General features: G+C 55.8%; 12 protein-coding genes and 2 tRNA genes. 6 read left to right on the top strand and 8 right to left on the bottom strand.

What is annotated here, in order from left to right:
* Positions 1-3 precede the first annotated feature (3 nt).
* Both MA03_RS07065 and MA03_RS07070 read right to left on the bottom strand, forming a co-directional pair.
* Positions 4-585 (bottom strand): KH domain-containing protein, encoded by a 582-nt coding sequence (locus tag MA03_RS07065; RefSeq protein ID WP_219731630.1) that lies wholly within the window; start codon positions 583-585, stop codon positions 4-6.
* 118 nt (positions 586-703) lie between these two features.
* Positions 704-788 (bottom strand) — tRNA-Leu (locus MA03_RS07070).
* 75 nt (positions 789-863) lie between these two features.
* On the opposite strand from MA03_RS07070, the gene MA03_RS07075 reads away from it, so the two are divergent.
* On the top strand, positions 864-1,730 hold the full coding sequence (locus tag MA03_RS07075; RefSeq protein WP_052884578.1) for a methyltransferase domain-containing protein: 867 nt from the start codon (positions 864-866) through the stop codon (positions 1,728-1,730).
* Positions 1,731-1,951: 221 nt separating this feature from the next.
* Here the strand turns inward: MA03_RS07075 and MA03_RS08795 are convergent, their stop codons facing one another.
* Positions 1,952-2,446 carry a hypothetical protein gene (locus tag MA03_RS08795; RefSeq protein ID WP_219731631.1) on the bottom strand — a complete coding sequence of 165 codons (495 nt, stop codon included), beginning with the start codon at positions 2,444-2,446 and terminating at the stop codon, positions 1,952-1,954.
* Between MA03_RS08795 and MA03_RS07080 the strand changes: the two genes are divergently transcribed.
* Positions 2,397-3,581: a hypothetical protein gene (locus MA03_RS07080; RefSeq protein ID WP_191118516.1), complete on the top strand. Its 1,185-nt coding sequence runs from the start codon at positions 2,397-2,399 to the stop codon at positions 3,579-3,581. The genes MA03_RS08795 and MA03_RS07080 overlap by 50 nt on opposite strands.
* A 42-nt stretch (positions 3,582-3,623) precedes the next feature.
* Here the strand turns inward: MA03_RS07080 and MA03_RS07085 are convergent.
* Positions 3,624-3,752: transfer RNA gene (locus tag MA03_RS07085), tRNA-Val, on the bottom strand.
* 118 nt (positions 3,753-3,870) lie between these two features.
* On the opposite strand from MA03_RS07085, the gene MA03_RS07090 reads away from it, so the two are divergent.
* Together MA03_RS07090 and MA03_RS07095 are read left to right on the top strand one after the other, a co-directional pair.
* Positions 3,871-5,790: an arginine--tRNA ligase gene (locus MA03_RS07090; RefSeq protein ID WP_052884580.1), complete on the top strand. Its 1,920-nt coding sequence runs from the start codon at positions 3,871-3,873 to the stop codon at positions 5,788-5,790.
* Positions 5,791-5,855: 65 nt separating this feature from the next.
* Positions 5,856-7,124, top strand: coding sequence for a translation initiation factor IF-2 subunit gamma (locus tag MA03_RS07095; protein ID WP_052884581.1), 1,269 nt, complete (start codon positions 5,856-5,858; stop codon positions 7,122-7,124).
* 46 nt (positions 7,125-7,170) lie between these two features.
* Here MA03_RS07095 and MA03_RS07100 read toward each other — a convergent pair whose 3' ends face one another.
* Genes MA03_RS07100 through MA03_RS07110 form a run of 3 tightly spaced genes read right to left on the bottom strand, consistent with a single transcriptional unit; the run spans position 7,171 to position 9,547 of the window.
* Positions 7,171-7,689, bottom strand: a complete 519-nt coding sequence (locus tag MA03_RS07100; RefSeq protein WP_052884582.1) for an HIT family protein — start codon at positions 7,687-7,689, stop codon at positions 7,171-7,173.
* 5 nt (positions 7,690-7,694) lie between these two features.
* The gene (locus tag MA03_RS07105) at positions 7,695-9,185 is read right to left on the bottom strand and encodes a DUF402 domain-containing protein (protein ID WP_052884583.1); all 1,491 of its coding nucleotides are present in this window, start codon (positions 9,183-9,185) and stop codon (positions 7,695-7,697) included.
* The gene (locus MA03_RS07110) at positions 9,182-9,547 is read right to left on the bottom strand and encodes a ribonuclease P protein component 4 (protein WP_052884584.1); all 366 of its coding nucleotides are present in this window, start codon (positions 9,545-9,547) and stop codon (positions 9,182-9,184) included. The genes MA03_RS07105 and MA03_RS07110 overlap by 4 nt, the downstream gene beginning before the upstream one ends.
* An 11-nt stretch (positions 9,548-9,558) precedes the next feature.
* On the opposite strand from MA03_RS07110, the gene MA03_RS07115 reads away from it, so the two are divergent.
* Both MA03_RS07115 and MA03_RS07120 read left to right on the top strand, forming a co-directional pair.
* Entirely contained in the window at positions 9,559-10,254 is a 696-nt protein-coding gene (locus tag MA03_RS07115) for a 16S rRNA methyltransferase (protein ID WP_191118517.1), read from the top strand.
* Between the two features lie 82 nt (positions 10,255-10,336).
* Positions 10,337-11,419, top strand: coding sequence for a pelota family protein (locus MA03_RS07120; RefSeq protein WP_191118518.1), 1,083 nt, complete (start codon positions 10,337-10,339; stop codon positions 11,417-11,419).
* A gap of 118 nt (positions 11,420-11,537) precedes the next feature.
* On the opposite strand, the gene MA03_RS07125 is transcribed toward MA03_RS07120, so the two are convergent.
* Positions 11,538-12,683 (bottom strand): zinc ribbon domain-containing protein, encoded by a 1,146-nt coding sequence (locus MA03_RS07125; protein ID WP_191118519.1) that lies wholly within the window; start codon positions 12,681-12,683, stop codon positions 11,538-11,540.
* Positions 12,684-13,130: the final 447 nt, after the last annotated feature.

A 13,130-nucleotide genomic window follows, 5' to 3' on the forward strand; every position in this document is an offset into this window, starting at 1 on the left:
AACCTATACCTGGCTCATCCTCTCCCACAAGTCAAGCCTACGCCTCCTCAATCCATAACTTTCACGCTCAAGGAGCTTGAGAACAGTCTGATGTGACTGGCCACGAATAAGACGCGAGATAGCATCCTTGGCCAGCCTCAGCTGCTCATAGTCCCCGATAAGCCCCACTACTTTCTCGCCAATTACTATCTTTACTCCCGTTATCTCCTCGAGAGTACGCTTAAACTTGCCCTCAGAGCCTATCACGCGGGCCTTTATACGGGCCAGATCAGCCTGGTTCCTTGCAGCCTCACCAAGATCAACGACCTCGAAATCATAAACATCCTCTGCGAGCAGGACAACATCGTCAACGCTAAATCCAAGGGCCAAAGCCTCCACGGCCTTCTTAGCCCTAAAGACATTATACATCGTTGAATTCTCCCCAGGCTCCAGAAACACAAACCCCTTCTCACTGTCAACGTTAACCCTCACATTGAATGCCTCCTCTATCCTCCGCTTATTCGATCCGTCACGCCCAATAACAAGCGCTATACGATCAGGGTCGACGGGCACGGGAAGGCGTCCAGCCGTACTCAACTCCAACACCTGCCTAAGATAAGCACCCACAATTATAAAACACCACCGCCTGCGTCACCGGGGGCTCCCGGCTACCCCTCTCACGGGTTATTACTATTATCAAACTTGAGCTTGTGAGGTAGAATAGTGCGGGGGCCGGGATTCGAACCCGGGCAGGCCGACGCCAGCGGAGCCTCAGTCCGCCCCCTTTGACCTAGCTCGGGCACCCCCGCGTCAAAAAGAATCAAGTATTGAGGGGCATAATAATTTTTTCTACGAATTCAGAGTACCTTCTATGCGGTCTTTAAATGCCTGAGAGGATTGCCTTCAAGCCGAGAAAAGGGACGGTCTTGACCCCCTTTACTGCACGAATAATTCTCGAGCTGCCACTGGGACGACCCGTAAAGGTTCCCGTAGACTTTGGCCTTGGTCGAGCCGAGGCTGTGAGGAATGACGAGGGTGTTATACTTACTCATGCTTTGGGAGAGTCGATGATAGAGTTAGGAGTTGTAAAGAGGCTTGCAGAATCCGAGAAAGTTCTCTTCATATCAGCAGAGGGCGACTTCTATTTTGTTGAGATAAGAGCTAAGCATTACTACAAGCTGATGTACCTTGGCGAGAACGTGGCGCCGACAATAGAGATAGACGGCGTTCACATGCACAACATAAAGGAAACAACCCCCCTACAAGACGCTAGCCGGAAGGTGGGGATGCTCAGGGTCAAGAGGGGAGAGGTAGGGCTCGACATATGCACTGGTCTCGGCTACACCGCGATCGAGTCTTTAAACCGGGGAGCAGTGGTGACGACCATAGAGGCTGACCCAAACGTGCTATGGATTGCGGAGCACAACCCATTTTCCAGGAAGCTGGCTGACGCCGACATAGTTCTAGGCGACGCGCTAGACGTTCTCGACGAGCTTCCAGAGAAAAATTTCGACTTCGCGCTCCACGACCCGCCTGTCTTCGCGTTTTCCCCACGCCTCTACAGCCGCGAATTTTACGCAAAGCTCCACCGCGTACTTAAACCCGGAGCCAGGGTCTTCCACTACACGGGTGCACCGGGGAGGCAGAGAGGAGTGAATATCCAGCGAGGAGTAGCCGAGAGGCTCAGACTCACCGGCTTCAAAATAATAAAAGTCGTGAAGGGCTACGGGATTCTTGCACTCAAAACATAGGCTCAGCGGGGTCCGACTCAGCACAGATCAGTCCTCGCAAAGGCTCTTCACAGCCGTACTAAATAAACGGAGAAGGTTATAAGCATAAAGTCAGCCTGCCACCCTGCGTCACTGGGGCGGGCTCCCGGGTTACCCCTTCTAGGGGTTATTGTTTTGCTCCCGGTGGTTGTCTTTTTCTTCTCGTTGAGTGGTGTGACGCCTTGGTGTGTGGGGATGTAGGTCTAGATTCTCGTCGGTGTTGGCGGGGTGTATCCTGCCTTGTGGGCAATGCTCAGGCATGTGTTTATGTCCGCGTTGGCCTCGAGGTCGCGGCGAGGGCCTCCTTGTCCTCGTAGCCGAGGCGGTGGTGCTTTGGCAGCGGTGGAGGAGTCTCTACCGTTGCGAGTCGTGAAGCCCGCAGCAAAGCTTTTTTCACCGCTTCGAGTGTTCCAGTTGATGGGCTGGAGGCTGGCAGCCCTCGTGGCGGCTGTCCTGGCAGTGCTCGCCTTGTTGCTCGTCTTCCCGCCGTCGAGGCAGAGCGGTGGGCAACACGGCCTGCAGGGCGGTGGGGTGGAGGCGCCCAGGCAGGTCCTCGTCTCGGCCACCGTGCTGGGTGAGGGGGCGTTGTACGTGAACGGCTCACCCGTTGGTAACGCGTCGCTGCTCCTGGAGCCCGGCGTCGTCAGCTTGGAGGCCAGGCCTGCAAGCGGGTGGAGGCTCAAGCAGCTCCTCGTCAACGGCTCGCCCGGGGTCGCTGACTGGCTAAGGATCAGGGGCAACACGAGCGTAACCGTTGTGTTCTGGAGGGGGTTCGAGGTCAGGTTCACAGTGTATGGACTCGGGGGCAAGTTGTACGTGAACGGGACCCCTGTGGGCAACGCATCCCTCGTATTCGAAGAGCCCGTGCTCCTCTTCGTCGAGGCTGTGCCTTTGGAGGGCTTCAACGCGAGTCTGAGCGTGAACGGTGAGCCGTTCAAGCCCTGCGCTGGATGCGGGGGAGCCGCGGGCGTGGGGTACAGGTTTGACTCGGACAGCGTGGTGGAGGCGCGCTTCCAGCGGAGGCTTTACAGGGTCGTCGTCAACCCGGCGGGCGGGCACGTCTACGTCAACGGGTCCAGGGTCGACGAGCCCGTGGAGCTCGCGCTACCCTACAACTCCACGCTCCTCCTCAGGGGCGAGATAATACCCCTTGACGAGAAAAGGGATCAGGTCCCCGTGTGGCGTGTATCCACGTTCATCGAGAAGGCTGGCGCCTGGCTGAACTACACGCTGAATACCCCCAACGCGAGCCTCGTGGTCAGGGGGGACACCCTCATCGATGCAGCGTGGCTTGTCGGCTACAGGAGCCCAAGGGGCGGCGTGGGGGGCGTGTTGTACGGGGGCGTAGAGGTCCCGGCGAGGGTGGAGGCGAGCAAGCTCTACGTGATCCCCTTCACCGGGAACTACAGCTACCTCGGCAACGGCACGTGGAGGTTCTGGGGCGGGCTCGGGACCTTCTACGTCGAGCTGCCCAGGAACTGGAGCAGGGTTGTCCTCAGGGTCAACGTGAGGGAGGACCTGGGGGGCTACGCTGCTTTCACCGTGGTGTTGAAGAACGATGAGTACTTCCTGGCGAGGGGGGACAGCTGGGAGTCGGGCTTGGAGAGGTATACCGGGAGCCAGTTCACCTTCACCTTCTACAGGTGCATACTGGACGCCGCGAACCCAAACTGGGAAAAATGCTTCCAGATAACCCCCAAGCTGCCCTTCACAGGGCACCTTCAATGGGGGCCCAGCGACAAGGGGAGGATCATGCCGGGCGTCCAGGCCGGCTGGCTTCGTATAGACGTATCCGACCTCGACATCGAGGTTCAAGTCTTGGTGGAGCCCTAGCGGAGAAGACATACTAGAGTCTCCCTCTGAGATTATAGAGAGTGGGCCCGCCGGGATTCGAACCCGGGACCACCGCCGCTCCTAGGAACCCCTTCATCAACTATCTTGTACTCGCCGCCCAGCGCCTTGCGCCGAGCTAGGGCGGCATCCTAACCACTAGACTACGGGCCCTCTACACGGGAAAGGTCTGCAGGAATTATAAAAGCCTTGCGCAAAAGGGAGCGATGAGAAACAGGGGTGGAATGCTTTTAAGACAGTACTATTGTGGATAGACAAGGCTTGGTGTCTCATGGCTGTTGAATCGCCGTCCTGGTTCCTCAGAGACAAGGTCAAAGAATATATCGGGAGGATTGCTGCCGAGGCCGGGGTAGAGGTAAATCTTGGACTGATCGAGGCCAAAAGGGCTCAAAAACAGTACGGGGACGTCTCAGTGCCCCTTTTCAAGCTTTACAGGGCAACGGGGCTATCTGCCGAGGAGTTTTTCAAGAGGCTTGGGGAAGCCGCGGGGAGAGTTCCCGACAATCTTCTAAGATTCAAGGGCGTCGTGAACGGGTTTCTAAACCTCGAGGTAAACCCAAGCGAGTACGCGCCGGTCGTCTTGGAATCCATCCGTGTCCATGGCGACCGGTACGGGCATATCGCTTCAGAGAAGAGGGAGCGGGTAATCGTCGAGTTTGTAAGCGCCAACCCTATACATCCTTTGCACATCGGACACCTGAGGAACGGGATTCTCGGCGATGCTCTTCAAAGACTTCTCAAGTCACGGGGCCACGACGTAAAGGCACACTTCTATATCGACGATGTAGGGCTCCAGGTAGCGTTTGCCGTTTACGGGTTCCAGCGAGTCAAGGGTCTACGCGGCAGCGAGAAGCCAGACCACTTCGTGGGAGCCATTTACACGATGGTCAATCTCCTAGTCGAGCTCAAGAAGCTTAAACGAGAGGCTGAGAAAGAGCAGGATCCCCACAAGGTAGCCCAGATCAACTCCAGGATAGACGAGTATGTCTCGAGGCTCAAAGAGTACAGCGAGCAGTACCCCGAAGTATTCAACACTCTGGCTGACCTCGTCCGGGAGAGCGAGGATCCCGAGGCAGAGATAAGGAGGATAAACCGTGGGTACGAGGAAGGAGAGCCTTGGGCCGTCAAAGCAACACGTGAAACGATAAACACTTGTCTGGACGGGATAAAGGAGACACTCCACAGACTCGGAATAGTGTTCGACAGCTGGGACTGGGAGAGCGAGATAACAGTCTGGAGCGAGGCGACAGAGGATGCCCTCAGGAAGCTTTCAGAGACCGGGCTTGTCGAGAGGAAGGACGGGGCCCTCGTGTTTCGAGCCGACCTTTTAGCTGAGTCGCGGGAGGTGCGCGAGGCAGCTGGAATCCCAACAGGCTTCACGGTTGTTCCCTTAACCCTTAAACGCTCAGACGGCACGACGCTCTACACTACTAGGGACATAGCCTACTCCATCTGGAAGCTCGCAAGGGCTGACAAAGTGATCAACGTGATAGCTACCCAGCAGTCCCTGGCCCAGGCTCAGCTCAGGCTAGCGCTATACGCTCTCGGCTACCGGGATATAGGCAGGAGGCTGCTGCACTACGCCTACGAGATAGTAATGCTTCCCGGGACAAGGATGAGTAGCAGGAAGGGGGTATACGTCTCTGCTGACGAGATAATCCAGGAAACCGTTGACAGGGCACGAACCGAGATAAAGAAGAGGGGTCTGGGAACCGAGGAAGACGCTGAGAAGATAGGTCTCGGCGCACTGAAGTTTTTCATGCTGAGCCAGACGCCCAACCGCGTCATAACCTTCAGCTGGGAACGCGTCCTAGACTTCGAGCAGAACAGTGGACCCTTCATACAGTACTCCTACGTCAGGGCCGCCAGTATCCTGAGGAAGGCAAGCGAGCAGGGAATCACGGGTAAGGGCGATCCAAGGCTCCTGGGCAGCGAGGAAAAGACAGTAATCCTACTTCTGGGAGAGTTTCCCTCAACCGTGGTCGAGGCTGCTGACAACCTTAGACCAGACATTGTAACATCTTACCTCAACACGTTAGCATCAGAGTTCAACAGATACTATGACTCGACGCCCGTCTTGAAGGCGCCTGAAGGCCTACGCGAGGCTAGACTAGAGCTGGTTAGAGCCGTAGCACAGGTCCTCAGCAACGGCATGAGTCTCCTAGGGATACAACCACCCCAAAGGATGTAATCCTACCGCCGCACCGGGGGTTACATTATTTATAAGGTAGGGTTTAAGAAAAAGAGGGGGATCTTATGGACAGTGAGTACGCGGAGGCTCTCAAGAAGCAGCCTCTCGTGAACGTAGGTACCGCAGGTCACGTAGACCACGGTAAAACCACACTCATCCAAGCATTAACAGGTATCTGGGCTTCTCATCACAGCGAGGAGCTTAAGAGGGGTATAACCCTTAAGATTGGCTACGCTGACACAGCTATCTACCAGTGCCCGAAGTGTCCACCACCGCAAAAATACTACACTTCTGCTAACCTGCCTAGCGATATGAAATGTAAGTATTGTGGGACTCCCTTGGAATATGTGAGGAAGGTCTCTTTTGTGGATGTGCCCGGCCACGAGATGCTCATGTCGATCATGCTGGCAGGCTCAGCCATGATGGATGCAGCGCTGCTTGTAATAGACGCTACGAAGGAGTGCCCACAGCCGCAGACCAGAGAACATTTTACGGCTCTCGACATAATTGGCGTGAGGAGGATCATAGTTGTCCAGAACAAGATAGACGTGGTGAGTAGGGAGAGGGCCAGGGAGAGCTACAACGAGATAAAGAGGTTCCTCGAGGGCACCTGGGCTGAAGACGCTCCCATAATCCCTGTATCGGCGCTCCACAAGGTCAACATAGACGCACTAGTCTGGGCCATCGAGAAGTACGTGCCAACGCCCGAGCGCGACCACTCGCTACCACCCCGGATGCTCGTGGCTCGTAGCTTTGACGTGAACAAGCCTGGGACGCCGGTTCACGAGCTTGTAGGGGGAGTTCTTGGAGGAACGATCGTGCAGGGAAAGTTCAGGGTAGGCGACGAGGTAGAGATAAAGCCCGGCGTCAAGCTCAAGAAGGGCGGCCAGGAGGTCTGGGAGCCGCTCTATACGACTATAACGTCCCTCAAGTCGGGCGAGGAGCCCCTAGAGGTTGCTTATCCGGGGGGACTTATAGCGATAGGGACAGAGCTCGATCCAAGCATATCCAAGGCTGACAACCTGATAGGCAATGTTGTGGGCAAGCCTGGAAGCCTGCCGGAGCCCTTGTATGAAATAGATCTAGAGGTGCATTTGCTAGAGAGGGTCGTGGGAACAGATCAGCCGCTTAAAGTGGATCCCGTGCGGAACGGGGAAGTACTGATGGTCAATGTTGGGACAATGCTTTCAGTAGGCGTGGTCACCACGGCTAGGCATGACGAGGTACACATGAAGCTCAAGATTCCCGTGGTTGCGGATGAAGGGACAAGGGTAGCATTGTCGAGACAGATAGCGGGGCGATGGCGCCTTATAGGATATGGTTTTCTCAAATAATTTTTACTAGAAGGATGCTAGCGGTACCTCTCTCTGAAGGAGTTACTTAAGCGAGCTCGCAGTTTTCAGAATTCCTGTAGAGGTCCTTGTGGGCGACGAGCCTCCTGTAAGTGTCTTGAAGAGCCTCCGGTATAACTTTTGCATCCGCGATGACGGGCATGAAGTTCGTGTCGCCGTTCCACCGAGGAACAACATGAATGTGTACATGCGACTCGAGCCCTGCGCCTGCGACCCGTCCAAGGTTTACCCCTATGTTGAACCCGTCAGGTTTCAGGGCTTCCCTGATGACTTCCACCGAGTTTTTAACGGTTTTTAGGAGAATGCACAGCTCCTTGTCTGTAAGTGCCTTTAGCTCGGGGATGTGGCGTGTAGGAGCAACTAACAAGTGACCGGTGTTGTAAGGGTATCTGTTCATAAGCACTATCACGCTTTCCCCCTTGTACACGACGAGGTTTTTCTCGTCCTCATTGCTATTGGTGGCCTTACAGATGAAGCACTCACTATCCTGTTCGATTTTCGCATACTCGATGTATTTCATTCGCCAGGGGGCCCATAGAATATCCAATGTTATCAGCCCCTCAACCTATTCGAAAAGGACATTAGTATTTTTGTCGCTTCATCCCCCCAAACAGAGTCTTGCAGTCTCACCAGGAAGTCCGGCCCTGTTAAAAGCTTTAAAGGTTCGTGAGATAAAAGCTCCCGTATCTTTCGGGCCGCCTCCAGGTAGTGTTCAATACTTCCCTTGGGGTATAACCCCGATACTCGAAGCACCTCGAACTCTGCCTGGTCTATTATCCTAGCCTCCTCGCCTGGAGTCCACGCGATGTCTAGCGCAAGGTCAAGGTACCAGAGGCTCGGCGGTATCAGAGAAAAGTCTAGAGGCGTGTTGAGGTTAACATAGATGCCCTTCAAGTTATCCTCTTTGTCAACGTACTTGTGAACCAGGAAACGGCTAGACGGATATGTAAGGGTGAAAATCCGGTCCCCCTTCACCTTCTCTACCCTCAGCCCATCATACCATCCATTGGATTCCACTTCACGTTCTAGCTGTATATAGCCGGTGGGGCTGATGCTCGCTTTGGCTAGCCAAGTGTAGCCTCTACCCATCGCCTTCTCGTGGACCACCCTGACGGTCCCCGTTGACAGTACCCTTATCAGTTCGTCGAAGTAATTCTCCGAGAAGTTGACGGAATCATCACTAGCCGAGGCCTCAAGCTCGTCCACCTTATTGCTGATATTGTTGTCGCCAAGGGATTTCACGAGGTGATGGCCCTGCACAGTCGGGTAATACCGTCTCCTGATAGTATCGAACCGCTCAAAACTCTTGAAGGAGAAATACATGAGGGCTATCGACTCACCCGCCCTAACCAGCGCGGGTGCGTCTATCTTCTCGGAGGCCTGTTTGACTCTTTCAGCCTCTCCGAGTAGCTTCTCCAGCTCCTCCATAATCCTTAATATCTCTGTTCCCCGGCACGAGCTTCTGAACCTTACACCCCATTTTCCTCTAGCCTTGGTCGAGGCAAGCGTCAGAAGCTCTAGAGTGAATTGAGGGTCGTGTATGTGTTCACTTACAGAGTGTCTCTTCCCTTCAACCACGCGTACATAGTCTCCCGACACTGCTATTCCCTCCTCTAGTACTGGGGAAAAAATAGCCGGTTTGACGACATGGGCTGTCACGACATCTCCAATAGTGTGTCTTTGAAAGGTCCTGAGAAAACCCTTTCTCCTACCCGGGAGCTCGACAGTGTAGCCCCCCTTCACAGCCTCAATTATCCGGGCCCGGTAGACGGTGTAGGGGCCATCCCTTACAAAGATTGAGTACTCGCTCCCTATGCTCGACTCGATTATAGAGTAAATGTTTGCGACAGCATCCTCCTCGCCTATAATGACTATTCCCTTATGGTGTTCTAGATCTTTTATCGTTGCACGAACACTCTCCGGTGAAAACCTTAAGCCGGGGATCCTGCTCCTAGTCTTTTCGCTGATGTCGCTGAAAGTGTAGCCGGCCTCAGATAAAAGACCGGCAAGGGCTGTCGAGTATATCCCGCGTAGACGGATCAAGTCTCCCACCTCTGGTAGAGGGCAAGCCACGGTCTACGCGTCAAGCGGTCCTTCCAGTTCAGGGGATACCTCCGAGTATACCCGCACTTCAGACAAGTCACACTGATATATTTCATTTTTCCCCTGTTCTTAACCCTGACGCGTATGGTGACACCCGGTACAAGGAATGCGCCGCATTTTCGGCAGACCCGCGACTTGAGAAAGTCAGGGTATCTTAATCTCGCCTTCCTTGCGATAGCCATGGCGAGGCTGCCATACCTGTCGGCGAGCTCCGGCTCTATACTGTGGATTTTTTCCGCAAACTCTAATAGTCTCTCAATCCTCTCGAAGGCTAAATCTTTTAGCTCGAAGCGCTTCCTCATCCGTGACGAATATGCGGAAAGCACATTTAATTCTTGCCGACGCCAGTCTCGAACTGGTTCCAAAAGAGATACAGTGGCATCCAGCGGTACTTAACTCAGCGAGGAGAATGGGTAAGAAGCCGGGAGAGATCCTTCTTGATAAGTCCCTACATTACCCGGCTATGCACACGCTGAGGTATAGGGAAAAGAGGGGTCGCCCCGACATTGTACACGTATGCCTCCTCATTAGCCAGGGTAGCCTGCTAAACCAGCTAGGCCTCCTGAAGACAACCATTCACACCATTAGCGGCGAAGTGATCGAAGTCAACCCATCTACGAGAGTCCCTCGAAACTACAATAGGTTCCTAGGGGTTATGAGCCAACTTCTCTCAATAGGGAGAGTCCCCCCTTCGGGCGAGCCTATCTTGATGTGGAAGACTGGAAAGTCCCTCACCGACCATTTAAAAGAGAATAATACCGATTTCGTGGCACTCCTCAACGAGTCCGGCGCTCCGACAACCCCTAAGAGGCTAGCGGAAAAGTTGATAGGCTACGAGAACCCCGCAGTGATAATAGGTGCCTACCCTCATGGAGACTTCAGCGATGAAGTCTATAATGTGGCAAACCAGGTCTTCTCTCTCGGGGGCCGTAGCCTTGACGCTTGGACAGTTCTAGCCAGGATTATCGCGAGCCTGGAGGACGCCCTTGGGCTCTGGGATGCCCTGTGACACTACTAGACTCAAGGAGTAGTAGAGGTCTTTTGAACCAAGTATTTTTCTACGTGACTTGCGGTCAATGAAGGGTTCATCTATGCGGGTGCTCGAACTGGACGAGAGACGTGGAAGGCTGCAAGTGATCATCGAGACGCCTGAGGATCTCTACTACCTGTCCATGATCCTGAGAAAAGGGGATTTAGTCTATGCCTGGACTTTCCGTCAACTCAGGGTTGAGCGGGAGCTGGGTAGTGAGAAGGGTGAGAGGGTCAGGGTGTATGTAGGGATCGAGCTTGAGAAGATAGGTTACAGTAAGTTCACGAAGACGATGAGGCTGACCGGGAGGGTTGTTGAGGCTCCAGAGGATCTCCACATAAAGGGTAGTTTCCACACGCTAAGCATAGGAGTGGGAGACGAGGTCACAATAATAAGGAAAGAAGGCCTCGGTTACTTTGACAGGGAGATTCTTTCAAGGGCTACCTCCATCATACGGAGGGTTCTCGCAATCTCTATTGGCGACGACGAGGTCAGCATAGGTGTACTCTCGCCCATAGGTGTTGAGTTGAAGGGTAGCTTCCCATACTATCCAAGGAGGACAGACAAGGATGCCAGTATTAGGGAGTCGGTACTTCCTGTTCTCAAGGAACACCTGGAAGTTGTTAGGAGTGCTTACGATCCTGCAAACTACGATGAGATACTTGTCCTTACCACTGAGAGGCTTGTCGAGGCCGTAAAGGAGACTCTAGAGAGCCTGGGCATCAAGGCGCGGATTATAAAAGTCAGCGAGGGGGGCGAGGCAGGAATCTACGAGCTTTTGAGGCGTCAGGATCTCAGGCATCTCTTCACCGAGATCAGATCTCTGGCTGAGGCACAAGAGGCTAATGCGCTTATAGAGGAGCTTCTTAAAGGTTCGCAGAGAGTGATCGTGGGCATTGAAAATGTTGAACGCGTTACAGAGTGGGGGGTGGTGGAGAAGTTGATTGTCCTCGATGAGCTCTTCTTCGATGAAGCTACGAGGGAAAGGATCTTCAACATAATTTCGAGACTTCAAAACTCGAAGTTTCTAATCGTTGACGGGGAGAGTGAAACTGGAAGAGTCCTAAAGAGGTTGGGCGGGATCGTAGCTAGGACTTTTTACACGCTTCCAGCGGCTGGCCGCCCACGCTCACCATCGTCATGAGTCTGCCTCATCCCTCGCCCGTCATGGGTCTGCTTCATCCCTCGTCGCCCCGGGCGGCAGGGCGCCCCCTGAGCCCTGAGGGCTCGGGGGCAACGGTTCGGGCCCCGAGGGGGTGGGGCTACAGAAGCGCTCTTGGGTGTTCTTGAAGCCAGCGCCGGAGGGCCTCGGCCGACTCCGGCGCCCTTTTCTGTAAGACTAGTAAGATTGCGCGAAAGGATGCATTGTAATCTCGATTCCACTCTATGTGGCAGTGCGGGCACTGGTACCTCCTCGGGGCGACCTCCACCCCCTTCCCCCCGCAGAGGGGGCAGAGCTTGCCGCTGACGCCGTTGCCGTTCCTGCCGAAGAGCGCCAGCGCCACGCCCTCGTAGAGAGCGAGGTTCTCCACCCGTCGGACGACCCTCAGCAGCGTACCCTGTAGCCCTGTACCCCTGAGCGTCTCCGGGTTTATGGGATCCATTGCGACCAGCACGGAGTAGCCCCGCCCCACTGCCTCGCGGATGAGGCGGCGGAGCAGGGCAAGAACGTGCTGCACGAAGGCTGCGTTGAGCCCCTTCTCCCTGTGACGCATCTTGCGTGCGAGGCGCCCGGCTCTCTCCGTCGTTAAGACGAAAGGGAGGGCCAGCGGCACCTCGCCCCTGCCCGTGTCTGCGTGACGCTGCAGCTCGCTCGTCAGCCGCTTCCGCCATCCGTGGTTGGGTGGCTTGAGCCGGAGGCGGCTGACGAGCCGAGCTCCGGTAGCTTCAATGTCGAGGCTAACGACTGTGATTCCGTGCCTACTGTTGATGTCGACCCCAATGACTCGGATCGGGAGCCGCAGCTCCGCCCGTGGGCGCCTGAAAGCGATGATGCGCAGCCTGCCCTGGGAAGTGATTTGCGCAATGAACTCGGGCCTCGGTGTAAGGCTGTTCTCCTCCCTGAGCGCCCTCGTCAGCGAGGGCTTGAGGGGGAACCGGATCCCGGCGCGGGAGATCCGGAGCTCCCCCTGCGAACGCAAGTCGATGACGACGGGCGCATTATGGTTGCCCCTCACGACCCCGCCCAACTGGAAGCGGACGGGGAGGAAGAGGGGCGGCGACTTAAACCGCGTCCGCTTCTTCGACTTTTCTCGGGCCTCCTCGAACGCCTTTTGCCAAGCTTGCCAGTACTTCTTTAGATTATCCTTGGGCTCGTTGAGAAAGCTGCAGCGGAAGCCCAAGAGCTTCGTTCTGACTTCCTTTGAAGCCGATATTTTCCAGACCCTGTAACCGAATTTTTTCTCCATCCCCGTCCCACCCCATCCGCCCGCTCGGTGCGGGGGTGGGATGGGGATGGCGCAGGCCTCGCACCGTCGGGCTTCATGCCCTCTCGGGCCCTGTCGCCAGCCCGGGGCTGGGTGAGCGTGCCCCCGTATTATAGCCCCGTCATGCCTGGACGCCCCCTGCGTCTCGGCGCCCACGCAGCCCACCCGGGAGCCGCCCCAGTGACAACCCCCCTCTTTACCCCCCACTCCCACCCATTCCAAACTCCGCGTGGGCTTAGCCGCGCCCAGGGGGCTTCAGGGGCTGTGGCCGGAGCCCTGGGGGCGGGCTGCCGGCCTGCTATTGGGGCGATCCAATAGGCGGACACCCCCATGATGGCCGGGGGCACCCCGGTGAGGGGTAGCGGGCGCGCGCCCCTAGCGCCCGCCCCGCGACCGCCAGCCCCCTCCCCTAAACCCCCCTCAGCGCCC

Origin of the sequence: Thermofilum uzonense (assembly GCF_000993805.1) — an archaeon.
GTDB classification, from domain to species: Archaea; Thermoproteota; Thermoprotei; order Thermofilales; family Thermofilaceae; genus Thermofilum; species Thermofilum uzonense.